This window comes from Prevotella sp. LCP21S3_D2 (assembly GCF_052118345.1).
Taxonomy (GTDB): domain Bacteria; phylum Bacteroidota; class Bacteroidia; order Bacteroidales; family Bacteroidaceae; genus Prevotella.
In genome coordinates, this window is the sequence record NZ_JBQKHJ010000004.1 from 18,913 (window position 1) to 42,546 (window position 23,634).

General features: G+C 44.6%; 17 protein-coding genes. 12 read left to right on the top strand and 5 right to left on the bottom strand.

Features of this window, described 5'->3' with window-relative positions; translation table 11 throughout:
• Positions 1-262: 262 nt before the first annotated feature.
• The 3 genes from ACTQ16_RS04390 (at position 263) to ACTQ16_RS04400 (ending at position 3,251) form a co-directional block, all read left to right on the top strand.
• A complete protein-coding gene (locus tag ACTQ16_RS04390; RefSeq protein ID WP_441936285.1) occupies positions 263-1,135 on the top strand; it encodes a FimB/Mfa2 family fimbrial subunit in 873 nt (290 codons plus the stop codon).
• Between the two features lie 177 nt (positions 1,136-1,312).
• Entirely contained in the window at positions 1,313-2,566 is a 1,254-nt protein-coding gene (locus ACTQ16_RS04395; protein WP_441936287.1) for an ATP-binding protein, read from the top strand.
• Positions 2,567-2,948: 382 nt separating this feature from the next.
• A complete protein-coding gene (locus tag ACTQ16_RS04400; protein WP_441936289.1) occupies positions 2,949-3,251 on the top strand; it encodes a hypothetical protein in 303 nt (100 codons plus the stop codon).
• Positions 3,252-3,721: 470 nt separating this feature from the next.
• Here ACTQ16_RS04400 and ACTQ16_RS04405 read toward each other — a convergent pair whose 3' ends face one another.
• Positions 3,722-4,978, bottom strand: a complete 1,257-nt coding sequence (locus ACTQ16_RS04405) for an ATP-binding protein (RefSeq protein ID WP_441936291.1) — start codon at positions 4,976-4,978, stop codon at positions 3,722-3,724.
• 769 nt (positions 4,979-5,747) lie between these two features.
• On the opposite strand from ACTQ16_RS04405, the gene ACTQ16_RS04410 reads away from it, so the two are divergent.
• The 5 genes from ACTQ16_RS04410 (at position 5,748) to ACTQ16_RS04430 (ending at position 12,193) form a co-directional block, all read left to right on the top strand.
• Positions 5,748-8,933, top strand: a complete 3,186-nt coding sequence (locus ACTQ16_RS04410) for a SusC/RagA family TonB-linked outer membrane protein (protein ID WP_441936293.1) — start codon at positions 5,748-5,750, stop codon at positions 8,931-8,933.
• 28 nt (positions 8,934-8,961) lie between these two features.
• Positions 8,962-10,596: a RagB/SusD family nutrient uptake outer membrane protein gene (locus ACTQ16_RS04415; protein WP_441936295.1), complete on the top strand. Its 1,635-nt coding sequence runs from the start codon at positions 8,962-8,964 to the stop codon at positions 10,594-10,596.
• A gap of 167 nt (positions 10,597-10,763) precedes the next feature.
• A complete protein-coding gene (locus tag ACTQ16_RS04420; protein ID WP_040553191.1) occupies positions 10,764-11,000 on the top strand; it encodes a DUF4160 domain-containing protein in 237 nt (78 codons plus the stop codon).
• 6 nt (positions 11,001-11,006) lie between these two features.
• Positions 11,007-11,273: a DUF2442 domain-containing protein gene (locus ACTQ16_RS04425; RefSeq protein ID WP_153097229.1), complete on the top strand. Its 267-nt coding sequence runs from the start codon at positions 11,007-11,009 to the stop codon at positions 11,271-11,273.
• A 56-nt stretch (positions 11,274-11,329) separates the two neighbouring features.
• Positions 11,330-12,193, top strand: a complete 864-nt coding sequence (locus tag ACTQ16_RS04430; RefSeq protein WP_441936297.1) for an Rpn family recombination-promoting nuclease/putative transposase — start codon at positions 11,330-11,332, stop codon at positions 12,191-12,193.
• An 89-nt stretch (positions 12,194-12,282) separates the two neighbouring features.
• Here the strand turns inward: ACTQ16_RS04430 and gluP are convergent, their stop codons facing one another.
• Positions 12,283-13,491, bottom strand: coding sequence for a glucose/galactose MFS transporter (gene gluP, locus ACTQ16_RS04435; protein ID WP_294968829.1), 1,209 nt, complete (start codon positions 13,489-13,491; stop codon positions 12,283-12,285).
• A 126-nt stretch (positions 13,492-13,617) separates the two neighbouring features.
• Here gluP and ACTQ16_RS04440 point away from each other — a divergent pair, with 126 nt between their 5' ends.
• Positions 13,618-14,811, top strand: coding sequence for an SGNH/GDSL hydrolase family protein (locus tag ACTQ16_RS04440; protein ID WP_294968826.1), 1,194 nt, complete (start codon positions 13,618-13,620; stop codon positions 14,809-14,811).
• 69 nt (positions 14,812-14,880) lie between these two features.
• On the opposite strand, the gene xpt is transcribed toward ACTQ16_RS04440, so the two are convergent.
• The gene (gene xpt, locus ACTQ16_RS04445) at positions 14,881-15,447 is read right to left on the bottom strand and encodes a xanthine phosphoribosyltransferase (protein WP_295346330.1); all 567 of its coding nucleotides are present in this window, start codon (positions 15,445-15,447) and stop codon (positions 14,881-14,883) included.
• Positions 15,448-15,617: 170 nt separating this feature from the next.
• Here xpt and ACTQ16_RS04450 point away from each other — a divergent pair, with 170 nt between their 5' ends.
• Entirely contained in the window at positions 15,618-16,607 is a 990-nt protein-coding gene (locus tag ACTQ16_RS04450) for a YqiA/YcfP family alpha/beta fold hydrolase (protein WP_441936420.1), read from the top strand.
• 108 nt (positions 16,608-16,715) lie between these two features.
• Here ACTQ16_RS04450 and ACTQ16_RS04455 read toward each other — a convergent pair whose 3' ends face one another.
• Together ACTQ16_RS04455 and ACTQ16_RS04460 are read right to left on the bottom strand one after the other, a co-directional pair.
• A complete protein-coding gene (locus tag ACTQ16_RS04455; RefSeq protein WP_441199587.1) occupies positions 16,716-18,023 on the bottom strand; it encodes a nucleobase:cation symporter-2 family protein in 1,308 nt (435 codons plus the stop codon).
• Positions 18,024-18,227: 204 nt separating this feature from the next.
• Complete coding sequence (locus ACTQ16_RS04460) at positions 18,228-18,695, bottom strand: nucleoside deaminase (protein ID WP_089544843.1); 468 nt, start codon at positions 18,693-18,695, stop codon at positions 18,228-18,230.
• A 212-nt stretch (positions 18,696-18,907) separates the two neighbouring features.
• Between ACTQ16_RS04460 and ACTQ16_RS04465 the strand changes: the two genes are divergently transcribed.
• Complete coding sequence (locus ACTQ16_RS04465) at positions 18,908-20,050, top strand: AAA family ATPase (RefSeq protein WP_441936300.1); 1,143 nt, start codon at positions 18,908-18,910, stop codon at positions 20,048-20,050.
• A 78-nt stretch (positions 20,051-20,128) separates the two neighbouring features.
• Positions 20,129-23,614 (top strand): DEAD/DEAH box helicase, encoded by a 3,486-nt coding sequence (locus ACTQ16_RS04470; RefSeq protein WP_441936302.1) that lies wholly within the window; start codon positions 20,129-20,131, stop codon positions 23,612-23,614.
• Positions 23,615-23,634: the final 20 nt, after the last annotated feature.

Below are 23,634 nucleotides of genomic sequence, written 5' to 3' on the forward strand. Positions count from 1 at the left end.
ATCGCCCTCTTTCGTTATAAATTGTTAAGAAAACAAAGAAATAAGTCAATAAAAGTACAACGGATTCATATTTTCACTATTTTTGTGCAACGTTAGTACAAAAGCCATTTGCTTGTATCATTCAAATGCGTACTAGCCGATAATACCGGGGGTTCCGGCGTCTGACTCACACGAAAAGAAGAAGATGAACAAGAGTAAAAGCATAGGCCTGATGCTGGTCTCCGCTATACTACTTTTATGTAGTTGTTCCAAGGAAAACGTGATGAACGAATCATCACAGGTAACTAACCATGAGGTAAGCATTAGCTTCTTCGAGAAAACGATAGAAGATATCTCTTCTGCCTCAGATGTCTCATCGGCACGTATGCATTCCACCCGTGCTGATAACAAAACGACCTTGGCAGCCTGCCACAGGTTTTCAGAACTGGAGGTAGCATTGATACCTATTGATTCCGAGAATGATTCAGGCTATGTCATAAGACAGGACAGTCTGGGCGATGATTTCGGCAAGGTAACCTTCGATGTTCCTGAAGGCACTTACCACATGGTTGCTGTAGCCGCAGTCACCCCTATGCCTTTAGATAATCGTATTACCATCAAGTCGGCTACCGAAGTCAGATTTCCGAATGATCAGGTCACCGATATGGTGTATGCCTATAAGGATATTACGGTCAGTCCTCAAGCCAGCAATCAGAATTTTGATGCCACATTGTCACGGGGCGTGAGTGCCTTCGTTCTCAGGAGCACTATTGAAACTCCATTAAATGTAGCCGGCGAATCCATAGAGATTTCCGGAGATTGCGGTGTGGTATTCAATCCTGCTACCGGCACATGCAAGACTGAGGCTCCTATCCATTACGAAAGAGTATTTGATGCCAAGAAGTACCAGTACAATCATTTATTCTTCACGGTCTATACGCTTTTGAAGGCTGATGATGTAGAGAATCTTCATGTAAAGTCGCAGGCTAAGGACAAGAATGGCAAGGTCATCAAGGAGTGCAATTTTGACAATGTGCATCTGGTAAAGGGTAAGTTAACCCGTTACGAGGGTAATTTCTTCAATAATAGCAGTACCACTTCGTTTACTGTTTCCGAAACGGCATTAACAGAAAGTGGGTATTCCACGACATTCTAGAAAGAGTATATCGTATTTATATAAAATAAGGTGTATACTCTTTAGCCTTCGATGATGAAAGGCTAGGGGGATACACCTTATTAGTATAATAAATCTAAAAATTTTTGGTTAGAACTCTACTTTCGCATATCTTTGCACTTAAAAAAAGTGGCACATGTGCCAGAATTTTTAAGTAGCATGAAGGAAATTAAGCGCGAATATTATCTCAACCAACTCATATCAAGCAAACAAAATGGCTTGATAAAGATAGTTACAGGTATCAGAAGATGTGGCAAATCATATCTTCTATTCAAGTTGTTTAGAGATCATCTCCTGGCAGATGGCATTTCTCCAGATCATATTATATCTCTGGCTTTGGATGATATACTGAACGATGAATACTGTGACCCCAAGAAACTGCTACACTATATTAAAGGTAACATCAAAGATTCTGAAATTCATTATGTCCTATTGGATGAAGTTCAAATGGTAAACAACTTTGTTGGAGCCTTGAACAGTCTTCTTCATATAGACAATGTGGATGTCTACGTAACAGGAAGCAATTCTAAGTTTCTATCTTCCGACATTGCCACAGAGTTCAGAGGAAGAGGTGATGAAATACGTATTTACCCTCTGTCTTTTTCAGAATATGTATCGGCTTACGATGGCAACAAAGAAGATGCTTGGCGAGATTATATTACGTATGGCAGTTTGCCTTTAATCTTGTCTTTGGATACCCAGCAAAAGAAGGTGAGTTATCTGCGTAATCTCTATACTACGGTGTATCTAAAAGACTTGATAGACAGAAATAATGTCAAGAAAAACTTGGAGTTCGACTCTCTTGTTAAAGTAATGGCATCATCGGTAGGCTCACCATGCAATCCGAATAAATTGAGCAACACTTTCAAGAGCGTAAGCAATGCAGACCTGTCTCCGTTAACAATCGACAATTACTTAGGATTCTTGCAAGAATCCTTCCTGATAGAGAAAGCGATGCGGTATGACATTAAGGGGAAAAAGTACATCGGTACATTGTCTAAATACTATTTCGTAGACTTAGGACTGCGCAATAGCCTTCTGGATTTCCGTCAAATAGAAGAAACCCATCTCATGGAAAATGTGATATACAATGAATTACGATGCCGTGGCTATCTTGTGGATGTTGGTATGGTAGAAACTCGTACCCGAACGCCGCAACAAGGAATGATACGCAAGCAATTGGAAGTAGATTTTGTAGTCAACAATGGCTCTAAGCGTTATTACATCCAGTCTGCCCTTGCTCTTCCTGATAAGGAAAAGATAGAACAAAAATCAGCATCACTAAAACATATCTCAGATAACTTCCAGAAGATAATCATAGTAAAGGACAATATTGTTTCTCATCACAATGAAGCAGGCATCTTGTTCATAAGCTTGTTTGATTTTCTTTTGCAACGAAACATATTAGAATAGGCTTCTACTTTAAAAAAGTGGCACATGTGCCATAAATTTTAAGTAGGGGCATCTATTCGAGCAGTCCTTAGGAAGCTTTATCGCATTTTGTACGACTATAAAGCTACGATTGTACAACTATAGAGTGTATAGTCGTACGACTAAAGGGGTTATAGTTGTACGACTAAAAGGGTTATAGTTGTACGACAACAAGGTATTCCCACTAGGCTCGACAGAGGTGCTGACTGCAGTCTGCAGACCTGCTGACTAGGCTCAGCAGAGCTGCCTAGCCTAGTAGCAACAATAGAGAAGTTACTTTCTAGCACCCTGAATGATACTTTCTCCAACTCGAGAAGATACTTTCTCCAACCCGAGAAGATACTCTTTTCTTCTGAAAGATGCAATGATTTTGGGGAAAATGTTTGAGAGTGAGGGAGATAACAAAAAAAGCAAAGAAAAAAGGCTTTTTTGTTGTCACTATCAAAATATTTATGTACTTTTGCAAAAACAAAAAAACCGGGGTCATCACCAGCATCGAATAATCTGGGAGAGGGCCTTACCGGGACTGCGCTGCAAAGATAAGAATAAAAATGGAATATACCAAAGATTTTTTCGAAAAAGTAGCCTCATTCCAGTTATTGCCTGGTTATGGCACGATATTGCCCTCTACTGGGGCAATTTTGCGCCATTGCCGGGCACAAAATAATACGTCGGGAGGAAAATTTCGGCAGGACTATCATCGTGATTTTGAATAGGAGGTGCAGCTTGAGCTGTTTTGCCCGTAAAAATCCTACTCTCGATTTCACTCTTCACTCTTCACCAAATCGCTTGAAACACCGATAAACACTGGGGGTGCGAGTGGTGAAGAGTGAGCTCAACTCTTCACCACTCTTCACCACTCTTCACCTGATGCAAGAGGATAAACGCTGAGCCGCTTACTTATCACGAGGCTCGGTCATCATTGATGACCAGCGCTGGTCTTCAATGATGGCTGAAGCAGGGAACATGGAATGATCTCGGAGCCTCAAAAAATACAGGGTGAAGAGAGGTGAAGAGTGGTGAAGAGTGCATAGCCACTCTTCACCCGTGCAAACCTCTTATACACAGTTGGTTATGTCGTATTTGTGAAGAGTGAAGAGTATTTTTGAAAGTAGCTCTCTATTCATCAAACAACAACTACGAGGTAAGCAACCACTTCCATACAGGTATCACTTCAATCTTCAAGTCATCCAGTTCTATCGTCTCCTCTTCATCCATCGTGATAACAAAAAGTCTACTTCCTGGATACCTCTTCTGATAAGCATTCAAAGCCCCCAATTCCCGCTCACGAGTAGCAGCATCCTTGATACTATACGACACTTGGAAAGCACATTGATGCTCAAAGAGACAAAAGTCCACCTCCACATTATCATGATAATAGAAGAGATCTTCCCCATACTTCTCATGCAGGTGAATGGCTACCAGATTCTCCAAGAGAGATGTTTCTGGATCAAAGAGGAATAGACTCAGAAAACCATTATCTATAAAGTAATACTTCTGGTTCGACATTCTATCTTGTAATTTTGCGTAAATGTTTTCTATGGAGAAGACCAGGCAAGTGTCCTTGATATATCTCAGATAGTCCACTATCGTCTCTTGCTTTACCTTTCCAGCCACAGTAGAAACCAGATTAGCCAGTCTGTTATAAGACTGTGGCTGCTTTACGCTCTCAGAAAGTTTACGTATCAAAGTTTTCATCGCCAGAGGGTTACGGATTCCGTATCTGGTAATTAAATCTCCAAAGTAAATCTTGCTGTATAGATTGCCCAACCACTCTCGCTTAAACTGATTATCAACAATCACAAATTCTGGCAAACCGCCAAGATGAAAATACTCCAGAAAAGCCCTCTTGAGGTCAGAATTTTGCAGATACTCCCACTGCGCAGGCAAGGAGATATGCTGGGCTGTCAAGTATTCCTGAAAGGAGAAAGGAAAAACGGGTTGCACCATATATCTGCCACCAAGCGTAGTAGAAATCTCGCTACTCAGCATCTTGGCGTTGCTACCAGTGATATATACTCTATATTTCTGGTCAGCAAGTCTGCGTGCAAATTTCTCCCACCCATCAATGATTTGTATCTCGTCGAGCATGAAGATAGGCTGATGCCCATACATCTCCTCGTAAGCCTGCTTGATGGCATCCAGGTCGGAAAGCTGGAGATTTTCCAATCGGTCGTCCTCAAAATTGAAGTAAAGGATTTCCTCTGGCAAATGTCCCTGAGCTATCATCTCTTGGGCACGCTGATATAGCAAGTAAGACTTACCGGCTCTTCTTAGTCCTACCAGCACATAGTTAGAATGAGATTCGAAGCTGATGTTTCTTTTCACCATCTCCACATTCTGAATCATCCTTTGGTTCTCCGCTATCAGCAGTTTTGCTATTCTCTTGTCCACATCTTCCGTTTTATGTTAATCTGGGTGCAAAGTTACAACATTTTCCTTTATAAAGGAAGAAAAGTCGTAAGATATTTCCTTTATAGAGGAAACTTTTCCTAAAAAACTTTCCTCTATAAAGGAAACTTTCTTTAAACTCCTTCGGAAAATGTGAGAATTTGCCGAAAACTCCTTCGGAAAATGTGAGGATTTGCCGAAAACTCCTTCGGAAAATGTGATTTTTCATACGTAATCCTTTGATTATGAGTCTCTTTTGCAAAAGAGGCTAAAAAGCACCAAAATGGACTCTCCGTACCAGCCTCTTGCCATACGAGCGTAATGCCGAGGCTAAAACGCTCAATATTCCTCTCTATATGCTCTTTATTCTCGAAAAGGAGCTGGAGGCAGAAAGCTAAAATCCTGAATGGGCGATGGTTTTTAAATGAACTGTCGCCCATTTCTTTACATTTTATAAGGAAAAGTGCATAAAAATCGGATATTTATAACAAAATGTAGCATTAAGTGCAACTTTTTCTGAAAAAAGTTTGGTGGTTTCCTAAATAATGCTTAAATTTGCACCCGATTAAAAATATTCTTTAAAATTAAGTAAGTTTTAGACTTACAGGCTCTTATATAATATTAGGTATAAAGAGCGATTCCCCCTCCACCTTGGGGCAAGAGGAGGGGGCAAAAAGATGATGATAACTCCTTGTGAGTGATCATATAAGAAAAGTTGAGAGAAAGAAATTATAAACATTATATATTCATTTATTTAAAACGAGAGAGATTTATGGAAAAAAGACTCATGACAGTAGTTGCAGGTCTTGCTCTCAGCACGAGCATGGCTTTTGCACAAAGTCAAATCTCTGGTAAAGTTACTGCTTCTGAAGATGGTAGCCCTATTATCGGTGCTTCTATCAAGGTTGTAGGAACTAACACAGGTACAGTTACCGACATTGACGGTAACTTCTCATTGAACGCTCCTGCCGGAGCCAAGTTGGAGATTACATACATCGGTATGCAGTCTAAGACAGCCAAGGCTTCTTCTAACATGAAGATAGTTTTGGATGCAGACAATCATTCTCTGGATGATGTCGTTGTTGTGGCATACGGTACAGCTAAGCGCCAGTCTATTACTGGTTCTGTTACTGCTGTTGATTCTAAGGAAATCGAGAACCGTATCACTACTTCTGTAACAGGTGCGCTCGAAGGTGCTGCTCCTGGTGTACAGGTTAACAATTCATATGGTGAGCCAGGTGCCGCTCCTTCTATCCACATCCGTGGTGTAGGAAGTTTGGTAAGCGGTGCTGACCAGCCTCTTTATGTAGTAGATGGCGCAGCTTTCGATGGTAACATCTCAGAGTTGAACCCTAATGATATCGAGAGCATGTCTGTATTGAAGGATGCAGCTTCTGCTGCCCTTTATGGTAACCGTGCTGCCAATGGTGTCATCCTGATTACTACCAAGCGTGCAAAGTATGGTATCAAGCCTACTATCAATCTCCAGATCAACAATGGTGTTTATACTCGTGGTATCGGTGAGTATGAGCGCCTGGGTGCTGACCAGTGGATGGAGGCATCTTGGTTGGCAATGAAGAACTTCGCTATGTCTGGTTCTATGGGCCTGGATGCTACAGCTGCAGCTCAATACGCTACAACTCACTTGATTAGCGACTATGTAAAGCGAAACATCTACAATGCAAAGAATGATGCTCTGTTTGATGCAAATGGTAAGCTGATAGCTTCTCGACTCCCAGGTTATGACGACCTCGATTGGCAGGATGGTGTTGAGCGTACAGGTCATCGCCAGGAGTACAACGTCTCTGGTGCTGTAAGTGGCGAGAAGTTCAATGTTTATGCTTCTGCCGGTTACTTGAACGAAAAGGGTTATACCAAGAACTCTGCTTTCGAGCGTTTCACTGGTCGTATCAACTCTAAGTTCACTCCAAGCAAGTGGTTCGAGGCTGGTATCAACTTGAGTGCCAACGTTTCTAACCGTCAGTTCAACGACAATGCTTCTGGTAATGCTTATGCTAACCCATTCTATATCACCCGTTACATGGCGCCTGTGTATCCTATGTATATGCATAATGCAGATGGCAGCTATGCGCTTGATGAGAATGGAGAGAAGCAGTTTGATGTAACCTCTGAATACCTCTCTAACCGTAACATCGCATACGAGATGACTGCTGACAAGGACAAGACCCGTCGTGCAGTAATCGATGCGCAGGTTTATGGTAAGATTAATTTGCCATACAACTTCTCTGTGATGGTAAAGGCTAATGGTAATAACAGTACATCTAACCGCCAGACTTACAACAACCCAAACATTGGTGATGGTGCAGCAAACAATGGTCGTTTGTCTAGCTATGCATACCAGTATGCGACCTATACTGCTCAGGAGTTGTTGACATGGAATCAGACCTACGGTAAGCACAATGTAGATGTTCTTGCAGGTCATGAGAACTATAGCTGGGAGAGAAAGCTGACCCGTGGTATGAATACCAATATGGCTGTTGCAGGCAACTTGGTGATGGGTAACTTCCTGACAAACTCATACTTCGAGGGATTTGATGATGTAGATAAGACTGAGTCTTATTTGGGTCGTATCCGCTATAACTATGATGAGAAATACTTCGCAGACTTCTCATACCGCCGTGATGGTTCTTCCCGTTTTGCAAAGGATGCCCGCTGGGGTGATTTCTATTCATTCGGTTTGAACTGGAATGCCAAGAAAGAAAACTTCCTGCAGGATGTAGAATGGTTGAACGACTTGCGTGTACGTGCTTCTTATGGTGAGGTAGGTAACAATGCCGGTGTAGACCTCTACGCTTATCAGGCTCTTTATGAGATTGATAAGAATGGTGGTAACACTGCCTTGATCAAGCAAACTTTGGCTGCTTCAAACATTAAGTGGGAGACAACTCAGACCGTTGATTTCGGTGTAGAGGGTAAGCTGTTCGACCGTTTGAACTTCAGCATCGGTTACTTCGACAAGCGTTCTAAGGATCTTCTCTTCGAGGTTCGTTTGCCATATTCAGCAGGTTCATACCCTCATAATGAGAACATGTCTAATATGTCACAGTATCAGAATATTGGTACCATTTCGAACCGTGGATTTGAAATCGCCTTGAGTGGTGAAATTATCAAGAACAAGGATTGGAACTGGACTGTGTCTGCAGATGCTACAACCTTGAAGAATAAGGTAATCAAGTTGCCTGGAGGTAAGGATATTCTTCATGGCGTACAGAAGTATTCTGAGGGACACTCTGCATACGAGTTCTTTACCTATCACTTCGCAGGTGTTGACCAGATGACAGGTAATTCTTTGTATGATATTGCCGATGACAATGTTGAGGCAGCTAAGGCTGATGGTACACTTGTAACCATTAATGGCAAGAACTATACAACAGAGACAGCCAATGCTGAGCGTAAATGGGCTGGTACAGCTCTCCCATCTGTATATGGTTCATTCGGTACAAACCTCCGTTGGAAGGACTTGAGCCTCGGTGTATTGTTTACCTATAGCTTGGGTGGCAAGGTTTTCGATGCTTCTTACATGAGCTTGATGAGCACAGCTTCTGCTTCTTCAGCATCAGCTAATCATAAGGACATCCTGAAGTCTTGGAATGGTGTGCCTGAGGGTATGACAGAGACATCTCCAAACCGTCTCGATCCTAATGGAATTCCTGTCATCGACTTCAACCGCAGTACCTACAACAACGATACAAGTGACCGCTGGTTGACAAGTGCAGATTATCTCATCTTCAAGAATATCAACCTGAGTTACAACTTGCCAAAGGCATGGATCCAGAGTATGGGTATCCAGGGCTTGCAGGTTAAGGCTGGTGCAGAGAACCTGTTCACACTTACAGCCCGTAAGGGTATGAACCCTCAGTACAGCTTCAGTGGTGGTTCTGATGATACATACGTAAGTGCACGTGTATTCAACTTCGGTTTGTCTGTAACATTCTAAGGGAATAATAAAATAAAGAGAAAATAAAATGAAAAATTATATAAATAAGATATTCGGTTGCGCTATTTTAGCTTCTGCAACAATGCTGGCATCTTGTGGCAGCGATTATCTCGAAACCAAACCGACAAGTTCTGTTGGTTCTGAGGATGCGGTAGCAACAACAGAGATGGCTTACAAGGCATTGAATGGTATCGCTCGTTGCCAGACTACTCAGCATTATGCTTTCACACAGGGCTTTGCTGGTGAGAATGCTATTATGCGTCTTTATGAGAACTTGCCAAGCCAGAATTATAATTATAATGCCTATGCATCTGGTTGGGCACCTATCCATAATCAGCAGTTCCATAATAGAACAAATACTATCTATGATGGATATGCTTGGTATTATTATTATCAGCTCATCGGTCAGGCTAACACGATCATCGCTCGTATTGATGCAGCAGCAGGAAGCGAGTCTGACAAGAAGTTTATCAAGGCTGCAGCCTTGGCTTTCCGTGCTTACAGCTACGAGAAGTTGATTCACTACTACTGCTATCGTTGGCAGGACAGTAACAATGGTGCTTCACAGGGCGTGGTTCTTCGTCTTGATGAATCTACAGGAGATGCTCCATTTGCAACATTGGCAGAAACCGTAGATCAGATTTACAAGGATTGCCAGGAAGCGATTACCTTATTTGGCGAAAGTGGCATCGACCGTCCTGCTTCTGAGGTTTGGATTCCTAATGCAAACGTTGCTCATGCTGTTTATGCACGTGCAGCTTTGTTCCGCCAGGATTACCAGACTGCTCTTGATCAGGCTAAACTTGCTAAGCAGGGTTATCCATTGATGAGCAATGCTGATTATAAGGCTGGTTTCTGTGAGCCAACATCAGAGTGGATTATGGGTAGCTATGGTGATGCTTCTGAGAACAACTGGTATTGGTCTTACGGTACACAGGGTGCTTGTAATGGTTACTATGCTACAGCAGAAGGTAACAATACAGGTGCTGGAACCATCGGTCATGAGTTGATTTCCCGCATCCCTAATAATGATGCCCGTAAGCAGAACTTCCTGACAGAGGATAAGTTCCCTAACCTTGACCTCACTAAGGAGTCTCCTTATTATTATACTTATGGTATTCTTGGATGGGAGGACGATGACATCTATGCACAGGCAGACTCTATTGTTAAGGCTCATGCTGTAAAAGGATTAAATGCACCTTATCAGGCTGGTTTCTACTATCTGGATGCAAACTTGAAGTTCTTTGTAACCGACCAGCCAGGTGTCAGCTACTTGCCATTCATCCGCTCTAGCGAGATGGTATTGATTGAGGCTGAGGCAAATTATTTCTTGCATCATGAAGCAGAGGCTCAGGCTGCATTGGTTGAGTTGAATGCAACTTCTGGTCGTAATCCAGAATATACCTGCACCAAGACTGGAGAGGAGCTTCTTTCAGAGATTCAGGACTATCGTTGTCTTGAGCTTTGGGGTGAGGGCTTCGAGTGGAGCGACTTCAAGCGTTGGAACAAGGCTGTTGTCCGCAAGTCATTTGCAGAAGGTGGTAATGCACATACGTCTGTTGCTATCACTATCAACCCAGAGGATGGTAACAAGTGGACATGGGGCGTTCCTCTGAACGAGACCGACTACAATGCTGATGCAACTGCTCCAAAGATTAACTAATCAAATCTTTCGGAATAGTATAATATAATAAGGTGTATCCTTCTTGCCCAATATATCGGGCAAGCGGGATACACCTTTTTCTTTTTATCTCCCTCACCCTCAAACATTTTTCAATAATTCCTTGCATCTTTCAGAAGAAAAGCGTATCTTTGCAGAAAAAAGAAACGATGCCAACAATATTTATATTTTTCGGATTCAGATTCATGTTTTATTCTAATGATCATGAACCAATTCATGTCCATGTTATCAAGGATGGAAATGAAGCAAAATACAATGTATCTCCTCTAACCCAGATTTATAATCATGGATTCAAAAAGCATGATATTGCCTTGATAGAATCTATTATTTCTGAGAATGAGGCGGTCATTATAGATAGATGGAAAGAGTATTTTAATCAAAAATAAGATATTATGGAGCAATATAGAGTAAATCGCGTTTGGGTTGACGATGCCCATATTTGGGCAGAAACCCAAAATGGCTGGAAGGCTAACTATCCTTTCAGTCGTTGGAATCGTCTTGCTAACGCCACACCTGCCCAGCGCAAGGCTTTCGTTTTGAGTAGATATGGTATTCATTGGCCTGAATTAGACGAAGATTTATGCTTTGAAGGACTGTTCGCAGATGCTGGTATATACAAACCGTCAAATGCAGAAGATACTATTTATTATCAAGCATAATAAAAGTTTTTTTGCAGCAGAAGGATAAGTGAATCATTAAAACCAAGGAGGTAAATATGACAGAGCTAAGAGATAGATACATACGTTTTGACTGGGCTATCAAGCGTTTGCTTCGCCAGAAGGCGAACTTTGGGGTGCTTGAGGGCTTCCTGACTGTGTTTCTGAATGAACCTATCAAGATTGTTGAAATCCTGGAAAGTGAAGGTAATCAGCAGCAGGCTGATGATAAGTTCAACAGGGTTGATATCAAGGCGAAAAATAACAAGGAAGAAATCATTATCGTCGAGATACAGAACACAAGTGAGCTATATTATCTGGAGCGTGTGCTCTATGGAGTATCCAAAGCCATAACAGAACATATCAATCTGGGAAATACCTACAAAGAGGTGAAGAAGGTATATTCAATCAGCATTCTGTACTTTGATCTGGGCAAGGGATCAGACTACATCTATGTGGGACAGAACAATTTCGTGGGCTTGCATACCCAAGACCACCTGATCATCAGTACTAAGGAGAAAGATACGATAGTTAGAAAATCGCCTTCAGAGATATTCTCAACCTATATTCTGGTTCGAGTTAATGAATTCAATAAGGTGGCTAAATCACCATTGGAAGAATGGGTTGAATACCTGAAAAATGGATTCATCTCTCCAGACACCCAGGCACCAGGTCTGCAGGAAGCTCGTGAGAAACTGAAATACTATTCCATGTCGGATGCAGAACGTTATGCATACGATGAGCACATCAATGCCATCATGATTCAAAATGATGTTTTGGGAAATGCAAGATTGGAAGGTATGGAAGAAGGAAGAACCAAAGAAAAAAATAACATTGCCCGCAAAATGCTGGCTAATGGATTGAGCATAGAACAGATAGCTTTAATTACTGGTTTGACAGAGCAGGAAATTAAAAGACTATAATATAATAAGGTGTATCCCCCTAGCCTTTCATCACCGAAGGCAACAGAGGATACACCTTATTTTATGATCTCAGCTGATAAGAAACGATACTATGAACGGATTTTGTAGCCGTGAATGCTGTAATACAAAATGTAGAGGAAGCAAGGGAGACAGAGCCAATATGCCTGCTGAGCACCTACTGCATCCTTCAGACTGCCATAGAGCGTAGGAAGAACGGCTCCACCAAACATCGCCATGATGAGCAATGAAGAACCTGCCTTGGTAAACTTACCCAGATCTGCCATTGCCAATGGCCAGAGAGCAGGCCACATCAGAGAACAACCCAATGCCATCAATGAGATGAAATAGATGGAAATCTCGGCTGGGGTAAGAACCACCAGTAAAGCTCCGGCAATTGCCAGGAACGAACAGAGCTTCAAGGCTACTGCCTGACTGATGTACTTAGGAATCAGAATGATACCGCAGATATAACCGATAACAATACCGATAGGAGCTATCCAGGCATAGTTAGCAGCACCAGGCAAACCCAGGGAATTGGCATAATCTACCAATGTACCGAGAGAAACCGTCTCAACACCTACATACAGGAACAGTGCCAGACAGCCCAAAAGCAAGTGAGTGAACTGGAAGACAGAGGTCTTGGTTGCAGCATAAGTGCAGGCAGCAGACTCCTCTTCCTCAGAATCATCCTCTCCGGCAGCCTTCACCTCTGGTAATGGAGCCAGGAATGCCAGAACACCCAAAGCAAGGAAGGCTCCGATGATGATCCAGAATGGCTTGGACAAATCCTCGATTCCGATGAGATGAACATCCTTACCCAACAGCCATACGATGAACATAGATGGGATTGGCCACGCCAGCTTGTTGCAGATACCCATCATACTGATGCGCTTGGCTGCACTATCCAATGGACCCAGGATGGTAATGTAAGGGTTGACAGATGCCTGAAGATAGGCATTGGCAGCACCACTTACAAAAGATGCAAGCAGGAACAGAGGAAAACTCTTCTCATCGGCAGAAAGGATGAAGAGATAGAATGCTGCTGCGAAGATGACAAACGACAGTGACATCGTCTTCTTATAACCGATAGCCTTGATGGTGAGTCCGGCAGGATAACCGAAAATAAGGAACGGAATGAAGGTGGCTGCGATGATGAGATAAGAGGCAGCGTTGGAAATACCCAGCGAACCCTGCAATACAGGCACCAGCAAGGAATTAATACCCAGGGCAAAGCCCAAAGAGAAAAACATGATTCCAATGAACGACAATGGAATCGCAAAACTTTTTGTTGGTTGCATAGACTATTATTTTAGTTAGAAATTTAGGCAAAGATACAACTTTTCTCCACATTCTCCAAAGTTTTATGAAAAAAGTTTTTAAATTTCTTGCTTTTGTTGGTTTTTGTGGCTAACTTTGCATCTATGATGAAAAGATTATTAGTTTTATTAATGGTATTCTGTGCCATATCAACTGTTTCTTCCGCACAGAACTGGGTAGGCACCTGGGCCACAGCTCCGCAAACTGTAGTCAGATCATTTATGCCCTATAACAATTGCATGACTAACCGTTCGGTACGCCAGGTGGTAAAGGTTAGCATAGGAGGCGACGTGATTCGCCTCAAGTTGAGCAACATCTATTCGATGCAACCCGTGGAAATCCGCTCCATCTACATCGCCCATGCCAAGGATTCCTTCGCCATCGATGCCAAGACGGCACAATACTTCAAGTTCGGCAACAGCTACAAGACCGTCATCCCTGCCGGCAAGCAGATTGTGAGCGATGCCCTGAAGTTCAATCTCAGAAATCTGGAGCGTGTAGCCATCACCATCAATTATACCTCGGCTCCCGAAGTGCCGACCGTTCACATGGGTTCCCGCACCACCTCCTACATCATGAAGGGAGTAACCAATGCCCACTCCAACTTTGAGAAGGCTTTCAGAGAGAACCATTGGTACAACATCAGCGGCATCGATGTCTATACGATGAGCAACAACATGAGTGCCATCGCCATCATCGGCAACTCCATCACCGACGGCAAATGCTCTACCGACAATGCTCAGAACCGATGGCCCGACGTGATGTCGGAGATGCTGCAGCTGAAGCATAAGATAACCAATCAGGGTGTGCTGAACCTGGGCATCGGCAACAACCGCATAACCGTTCCGGGTGGCTTCGGTGCCCTCGCCAAGGAGCGCTTCGACCGGGATATCCTGATGCAGAACGGCGTGAAGAAGGTGATTATCTTTGAAGGCATCAACGACATCGGTGCAGCCAGAAGCGGAAACAGCGAAACGGTGGCACGCCAGATTATTGAGAGCATACAGGGAATGGTGAAGAAGGCGAAAGCCCGGAAAATGAAAGTTTATCTCGGCACCATCACCCCATTCAAGGGCGCAGGATATTATACCCACTTCCACGAAGCTGCCCGACTCTATGTAAACGACTGGATTCGCAGTCAGGCAAGAAACGTAGACGGCATTCTCGACTTTGCCAAGCTCCTGCAAGACCCGAATGATGACAGAAGAATGAAGCGGGAATACGCCAGCAACGACTGGCTCCATCCTAACCCAACAGGCTATAAGGCGATGGGAATCTATGCAGCAGACATTGTAAAATAGCCGATATAAAAAACAGCAAAAGCCGCCCATATAAACAGGCGGCTTTTACAATATATAATAATAGGTGTATTACTTCAAGACAATCTTGCAATCATCCAGGCTCTCTACGGTTGCGAGCGCCTCATAACGGATTCCCTCCTTGCGCAGGAAGTCACCACCATGCTGGAAAGCCTTCTCGATGATGAAACCCATCGCCTCGATCTTGGCGCCAGCCTTCTCGCAAAGGTCCATCACACCCTTGGAAGCGTTACCGTTGGCGAGGAAGTCATCGATGAAGATAACATGATCGTCTGGAGTCAGGTAGCTGTTGCTCACGCAAACCGTATAGTCACGATCCTTGGTAAAAGAGTGAACCACTGAGGTAATCATTCCTTCCATGGTCTTAGGCTGCTTTTTCTTGACGAAGACAACAGGAAGATTGGTCAGATAACCCACCATGATGGCTGGAGCGATGCCCGAAGCCTCGATAGTAACAATCTTGTTGTACTTGATGTCCTTGAAAAGGCGCACGAATTCCTTAGCCAGGTCCATCATCAGGATAGGGTCCATCTGATGATTTACGAAGCTATCTACTTTTAAGATTCCACCAGGAAAGCAGCGGCCCTCCTGCATTATTCTTTCTTTCAGTAAATCCATTATGACTTGAACTTTAATATGGTTATTGGGTGCAAAATTACTACTTTTTTCGCAAACAAGGAAGTTTATCACCCAATAATTTTGTTTTGTCTGCAATTTACCGTAATTTTGCAGCGAAAATAACTGGGAGTGAAAGAAGTTAAGGAGTTACCCCCAATAAAAATTATAAGATTATGAATCCATATATCAAGCAATTCCCCGACCTCATGTCGGGCAAGAAAATCATGTATGTTCACGGTTTCCTCTCTTCTGCACAGAGCGGCACCGTAAAGATGTTGCAGGAACTGATGCCGAATGCCACCCTCGTGGCTGAAGACATCCCGGTACGTCCGGAAGAGGCCATAGAGATGCTACAGAAGATGGCGGAGACAGAGAAGCCTGACCTCATCATCGGTACTTCGATGGGCGGAATGTACACCGAGCTGCTGAAAGGATTCGACCGCATCCTCGTAAACCCAGCTTTCGAGATGGGCAATACGATGAGCAGCATGACCGGCAAGCAGGAATTCCAGAACCCGAGAAAGGATGGAGTGAACGAACTGATGGTTACCAAAGGTCTTATCAAGGAATACCGCGACTTCACCGAGCGATGCTTCCAGGATATCACTCCCGAGGAACAGGAACGTGTTTATGGTCTCTTCGGCGATGCAGATCCGGTGGTCCACACCTTCGACCTCTTTCATGAGCACTATCCGCAAGCCATCCCATTCCATGGCGAGCACCGACTTATCGACAAGGTTGCATTCCACTATCTCTGTCCGGTAATCCGCTGGATAGACGACAAGCAGAACGGAAAGGAGCGCCCTATCGTATACATCGACTTCGATGCCCTGCACGACAGTTACATGAAGGCAACCAGTTCGATGCACAAGGCTTACGAGATGCTGATAGAGCATTACAACGTATATATCGTAGCCCCAGCGCCAACCAACGACCATGAATATATGGCGAAGGTGCAGACCTGGGTAGAGGAATATCTCTCTACCCCAGCCTACAACCACATCATCTTCTGCAACCAGAAGAACCTGCTCTACGGCGACTACTTCATCGACCCTCGCCCATGCGACAGTTTCATGGGTACAACCTTAGAATATGGCAGTGATGAATTCAAGACCTTCGAAGAAATCATCACCTTCTTCGAAAGACTGGGAGGACAGTGATTTAATTTATAATTGATAATGTACAATTAATAATTACCAATAAAAAAGGTGCAACTCACTTTCTTACTTGTGAGTTGCACTTTTTTTATATATAAATATCTTTGATTCTTATGCCTTATCCATATTCTTTGGCAATACGAGGTTCAGAATCACGGCGAGCAGGAAGACTACTGCCACACAGTTATCTGCGAAAACGGTGCGCACAATCTCCGGGAAGATATTGAACATACCTGTTGCAGATGTGAATCCGAGACCTACGCTGAGAGAAAGACTCACGATGACCATGTTGCGCTGAGAGAAGCCGGTACGCGCCATCATGCCGAAACCGGCAAAGAGGATGCTACCGAACATCATGATAGTACAGCCGCCCAATACAGCCTGAGGAATCGTAGTAAGTACATAACCGATAGCTGGGAAGATACCACCGATAATCATGATGATGGCACCCATGGCAATAGTAAAGCGGTTCACTACTCCCGACATAGCAGCCAACCCTACGTTCTGACTGAAAGAAGTGATAGGAGTACAACCGAAAAGACCGGAAACCGAACTTACGAAACCATCGCAGCAGACTGCCGCACCCATCTCCTTGGTTTTAGGATCACGCTTCAACGCACTGTTGCAGAGCGCAGAAGTATCACCAATCGTCTCTGTGGCAGAAACCAGATATACAGCTACAACTGAGAGAATAGCACCAATATTAAACTCAGGTGTAAATGGAAGAAGCTTTGGCAAAGCTACGATAGAGAGACCAGAAAGTCCACTGAAATCTATCATTCCCATAAACAGAGCCAGAACATAACCTACCAGCAGTCCTACCAATACAGAGAGAGAACGCAAGAAACCCTTGGCGAAAATCTGACAAAGCAGACAAGCCAGCAAAGTGACAGAACCCACAACCCAGTTGTTCATGCTACCGAAATCAGCAGCACCCTGACCACCCGCAAAAGAGTTGGCACCTACAGGAAGCAGCGAGAAACCGATGGCTGTTACCACGGTAGCGGCTACTACAGGCGGAATGAGCTTGATCCAGTACTTGGCGAAAAGTCCGAGTGTTCCTTCTACCAGACCGCCGATGATAACTGCGCCTACCAAGGTACCCATACCATGAGCACCGGCAATGGCGATGGCGAGCGAAAGGAAGGTGAAGGAGATACCCATTACGATAGGCAGACGGGAACCGATACGCCATACCGGATAAAGCTGCACCAAGGTACCGATACCGGCGATGACCATACAGTTCTGGATAAGCACGGCGCTCACCGAACTGTCCAATCCTATCGCACCGGCAAGAATCATGATTGGTGCAATGTTGCTGACAAACATTGCCAATACATGCTGAAGACCAAATGGGAGTGCTTTACCAACGGGCACTCTGCCGTCTAATTTGTAAAGAGTTTCTATTGACTGTTCCATTGTCGTTATAATAATTAGAGAATTTCCTTCATCGAGAATTCAGGGGCTTTCTGAATTTGGCGACAAAATTACAAAGAAAATCTGAGAAATTGTTCCTTTTCTCCATTTTTCTCTATCCGGCATGATAGAATACAAGAAGAATCTACGAAAAAAGGAAGGCTGCTGTCCATATTCTGTGCAACCTTCCCTTTTTATCTTATCTCATTAATACTCTGTCTTTTCTGTATTTTCCTCCCACATGCGGAAAGCGCCCAGCGCCTCATCGCGCATCAGGGCAATCATCGGCTTATGGCGGTCTTCTATCTTGCGGTCTATCTCCTCGTAGATAAACTCATCATCGAAACCTATCTTGGCTGCATCCTTTCTGTCGTTGGCATAATAGATACGGTCGAGATGTGCCCAATAGATAGCACCCAGACACATCGGGCATGGCTCACAGGAGGTATAAATCTCGCAGCCCTCCAGATTGAAGGTCTTCAGCTTGAAACAAGCCTGGCGCACACAGTTCACCTCGGCATGTGCAGTAGGGTCGAGGTCGATGGTTACGCTGTTGGAAGCCTCAGCGATGATGATACCGTCCTTGGCAATCACAGCACCAAAAGGTCCGCCACCCGTCTTCACGCTATTCTTTGAGAGCTCAATAGCTCTATGCATCAATTCTTCTTTTGTCATTCCTTTAATTTTTTAGATTAATAATATCCCATCTTTCATTTTGGGGCTACAAATATACAAAAAAGAATTGATACGGCAAGGCTTTCATACGAAAAAAATACTTAATGGAATACTTCTTTTTCCATCACCTCGTTAATTATCCATAATTATAAATACATTTATTATAAGAGTATTTATAATTTTTGTAACTTTGCGCCATCACTTATAAAAAAATGACTATGGATATACCCTTTATTTATGGAAGACTCGCTGAGAAAGAGAGTTTTATCGACAGAGTAGAAGACCGAAGGGAACTGAAAAATTTCCTTCGCCACGGCATCAACGTCATCTTGGTATCTCCAAGAAGATGGGGAAAATCTTCGCTTGTCAGAACCTCTATGGAAGAATTAATGCAGGAAGAATCCAAGACAAAGGTTTGCTTCATGGATGCCTCCAAGATTCATACGGAGGAAGAATTCTACAACAAATTTGCCTCCATCGTGATACAAGGAGTTTCTTCCACATTGGAACAGAAATTATCTGACTTGGTGAAATTTATCAATCGTTTTACCCCAAGCATCACGATAGCTTCCGACCCAATGAATAGCGTAGAGGTCAACCTAAAGGTGAATCCCGTAAAGGAAAGTCCTGAAAACATTCTGCAACTCCCCGAAAGGATAGCCGAGGCTAAAGGCATCAAGATTATCGTCTGCATCGATGAGTTTCAGCAACTCGCCAACCTGCCAAAATGGAAGAACCTTGAAGCTATGCTGAGGGCTGAATGGCAGTTGCAGCACCATACCACCTATTGTCTCTACGGCAGCAAGATGCACATGATGAAAGATATTTTCAACAAGGCGAACAGTCCTTTCTTTAAGTTCGGACAACTGATGAACATGAAGAGAATAGCCAAGGAATATTGGATACCATATATCATGAGCAATTTTAAGAAGACAGGAAAAACTATCTCTGAGAGCCAAGCAGAATGTCTATGCGAAAGAGTGAAGTATAACTCTTGGTACGTACAGCAATATTGCTTCTTCCTATGGTCACACACAGACAAAGAGGTGACGCAAAAACTCCTCGACAACCAGCTCCAACTGGTTTTGGACACCAACGAAGATTTGTTCTTGACAGAGATGGACGAGCTCACTCCCACCCAAATCGGCATGTTGAAAGCCATCGCTTCTGGCGAAAAGCACTTCAATGCCAAGGATGTCGTAGAGACGTATGGTCTGGGGCAGCCACAGAGCATCACACGTAACAAGAAAGTATTAGTAGAGAAAGATCTCGTTGAGAAACATCTTCAAGATTTCTCATTCGTCGATCCTGTCTTCGAGCTTTGGCTGAAGAGAGAATACAATATTTTACCATAATGGGAATAAAAGCAGCCAATAATCGCATTTTCGAGGAAAGAGATGAAGTAAACATCTCTCAAGATTAAGCAACAATTCATGAATCAGAACAATATCAGTGCCACAGAACTTTTCCAGCGGGTAAGGGAACTCCTGACGCTCCCCGACCTGGAACCGAAGACTCGCAACAAGATGATGCACGATACGCTCATCCTCTGTTGCCACGAAGGAGTGAAGGATACCAAACAGGCTTTCGGTAACCTTTTTTCCCAAGTGGATTATCTCTGTAAGGCCCGTGGCATCAAGGTGGCAGACAAGATTGCCATCCAGACCATGCGCCGACACAGCAATTCGCAGGAACCTCTTTCGGGCGAAGACCTGAAATATGATGCCCGTGCCCTCACCCTCTTCATCTCCGCCGTGTTTGAAGAGAGAATACCGCATGAAGTCAATGTACTCATCCCGCATATCAACCGTCCCTTCCAGAAGGGACTGGAAATCAACAACCGGCGCATCCGCTGCATTATAAAGAACTGGGACAGCGACTTTATCCGTGTAGACATCGATCAGGATGCCGATGAAGAAGAGTATCTCGTGCGGTTGAAAGACGAAGAAAACCATATCGACCATACCTATCTTTGGGACCTGCTGAAGGAAGGAATGCAGCTCAATCTGCTCGACTGTCAGGTGAAGCAGCCCATCATCACGCCCCGACTCATCGTTGTAGAGCCCGATTATCTGGTAGATATCAGTAGTATTGCTACCTGTTTCACGGCTTTCGGTCACCATCCTCTGCTTTATCTATTAAACCTGATGAAGCCCCGTGCCAACACCCAGGCAACCCTGCTCGGTAACTTTGCCGGTGCTGCGCTCGACGACATCATCAACTCACACGGCAAGTATCAGGTGAACGAAACCGTGAAGAGCAACTTCCGGGAGAAAGCCCTGGAGTTCTGTACCTGTCCCTGGTTTGACGCCAAGAAGTTTTATACCGATGCCAGCCTGCAGGCATTCAATCTGCAGCAGGTAGTGGATATTCTCTTTCCGCGTACCGCATCGCAGGCAAAGATGTCAGCATTCCGAGGCGAAAGTCTTTACGACAGGAAGAAAGCCATCCTGGAGCCTTCGTTCGTATGCGAAGCTCTGGGCATACAGGGACGTGTAGACCTGATGACCACCGACTGCAAGCTGCTGGTGGAACAGAAATCAGGACGCAACATGAATATCGAAACCCATCAGGTAGATCCCGCTTATCACAGTTATCAGCTGGAGCCTCACTATGTACAGCTCCTGCTCTACTATGGCGTGTTACAGCACAACTTCAAGCTGAGCAACGACCGCGTGAATATCCGACTGCTCTACTCCAAGTATCAGCCGCAAGACGGATTGATGGTGGTAGCTTACTACCAAAAGCTCTTCAAGGAGGCCATCGAATACCGCAACCAGCTCGTTGCCGCCTCCTTCGAGATAGCCAAGGAGGGATTCGAGCATACACTGAATGAATTTACCCCCGAAGTTTTGAATGTGGCAGGTACCCAGGATTTCTTCTACAACAAGTATCTGAAACCACAGATAGAAGCCATCACCAACCCGCTCCACGACCTTTCTCCACTGGAGGAAGCCTACTTCTGCCGCATGATGACCTTTGTCTTACGGGAACAGATGATCAGCAAGGTGGGCGCACAGGAAGGAACGAACACATCGAGTTCTGACCTCTGGACCATGCCGCTCACCGAGAAGAAGGATGCCGGCAATATCTATACCGACCTGCACATCATCCGAAAGGAACAGAGCAGCGCAGGAAGTGGATTTGATACCATCACCCTCAGTGTGCCCGACCAGGGAAAGGACTTCCTGCCCAACTTCCGCATCGGCGACATGGTGTATCTCTATACCTACAAGCTGAAGGAAGAACCCGACGTGAGAAAGGCTATATTATATAAAGGTGTATTGCAGGAGATTCACAGCCATGAGATAGTAGTGCATCTCACTGACGGACAGCAGAACGCCGATATCTTCGAAACGAACCTGCCATACGCCATCGAACACGGAACGAGCGATGCATCGACCGGTGGAAGCATCCGCAACCTGCACCAGTTTATCTGTGCTCCAAAGGAGAAACGCGACTTGCTGTTGGGACAACGTGCTCCGCAAAGAGATACTTCGCTGGCATTGACCAAACATTACGACAATGTCTTGGACGATATCATCCTCCGTGCCAAACAGGCGCAGGATTACTTTCTGCTCGTAGGGCCTCCGGGAACAGGAAAAACCAGTCGTGCCCTGAAGTTTATGGTAGAAGAAGCATTGAACGACGGAACGGGAATGCCTACAGCAGAAAGCATCGTCACCGGAGGCAAGACAGCTCAGCAACCCGCTTCCTCCATACTCCTGATGTCGTATACCAACCGAGCCGTAGATGAAATCTGCGAGATGCTGGTAGATTCCGGCATCCCATTCCTGCGTCTGGGCAGCGAATACTCCTGCGATGAACGGTTCCGCCCTTATCTGATAGAGAAGGCTATCAGCGACTGTCCGAAGCTCGAAGCCATCAAACAATATATAATAGGTACGCGCGTAATCGTAGGAACTACTTCGATGATGACTTCCAAGCCGTTCATCTTCACCCTGAAGCACTTCAAGCTTGCCATCATCGACGAGTCGAGCCAGATATTGGAGCCAAATCTCATCGGGCTCCTGTCTGCCGTGGATAAGTTTATCCTCATCGGCGACTATAAGCAGTTGCCTGCCGTAGTGCAGCAGAGCGAGAAGGATTCTGCGATTCCTACCATCCATGACAGCCAGAAGAATGGAGTTGTAGACATGAGTCTCTTACAGGACATCTGCCTCACCAACTGCCGCAGTTCCCTCTTCGAGCGCCTGATTCATTGGGAAGACCACGAGGAACGCACGGACTTTATCGGCATACTTCGCCGTCAGGGAAGAATGCACCCGGAGATAGCCGAGTTTCCGAACCGGATGTTCTACCGCCGGGAGAAACTGGAACCCGTACCTTGTCCACACCAGTTGGAAGAGGAACTGTCCTATACCCTCCCATCAGAAGATGCGCTTGATGACCTCCTGAAGGAACATCGCATGATCTTCCTCCCATCTCAGTTCTGCAAGGAACCGAATGTATCCGACAAGATCAATGCCAACGAAGCAGAAATCGTGGTAGACATGCTCCGTCGCATCCACCGTTTCTATGGCGCACAGTTCGACCCGCAGAAGACCGTAGGCGTCATCGTACCTTATCGCAACCAGATAGCCATGGTACGCAAGGGCATCGAAAAACTCGGCATCCCGGAACTGGAGAAGATCAGCATCGATACCGTGGAACGCTATCAGGGCAGCCAGCGAGATGTCATCATCTACAGTTTCACCATCCAGAACATCTGGCAACTCGACTTTCTTGCCGGCAACAGTTTCGTAGAAGACGGTGCCATCATCGACCGCAAACTGAACGTAGCCATCACCCGAGCCAGGAAGCAGATGATTATGACCGGCAACCCGGAGATATTACGCAATAATCAGATTTTTAGTGAATTAATGGAGTATGTGAAGGAAAAAGGAGGTTATTTTTAAAATTTCATCCAAAAAGTTTG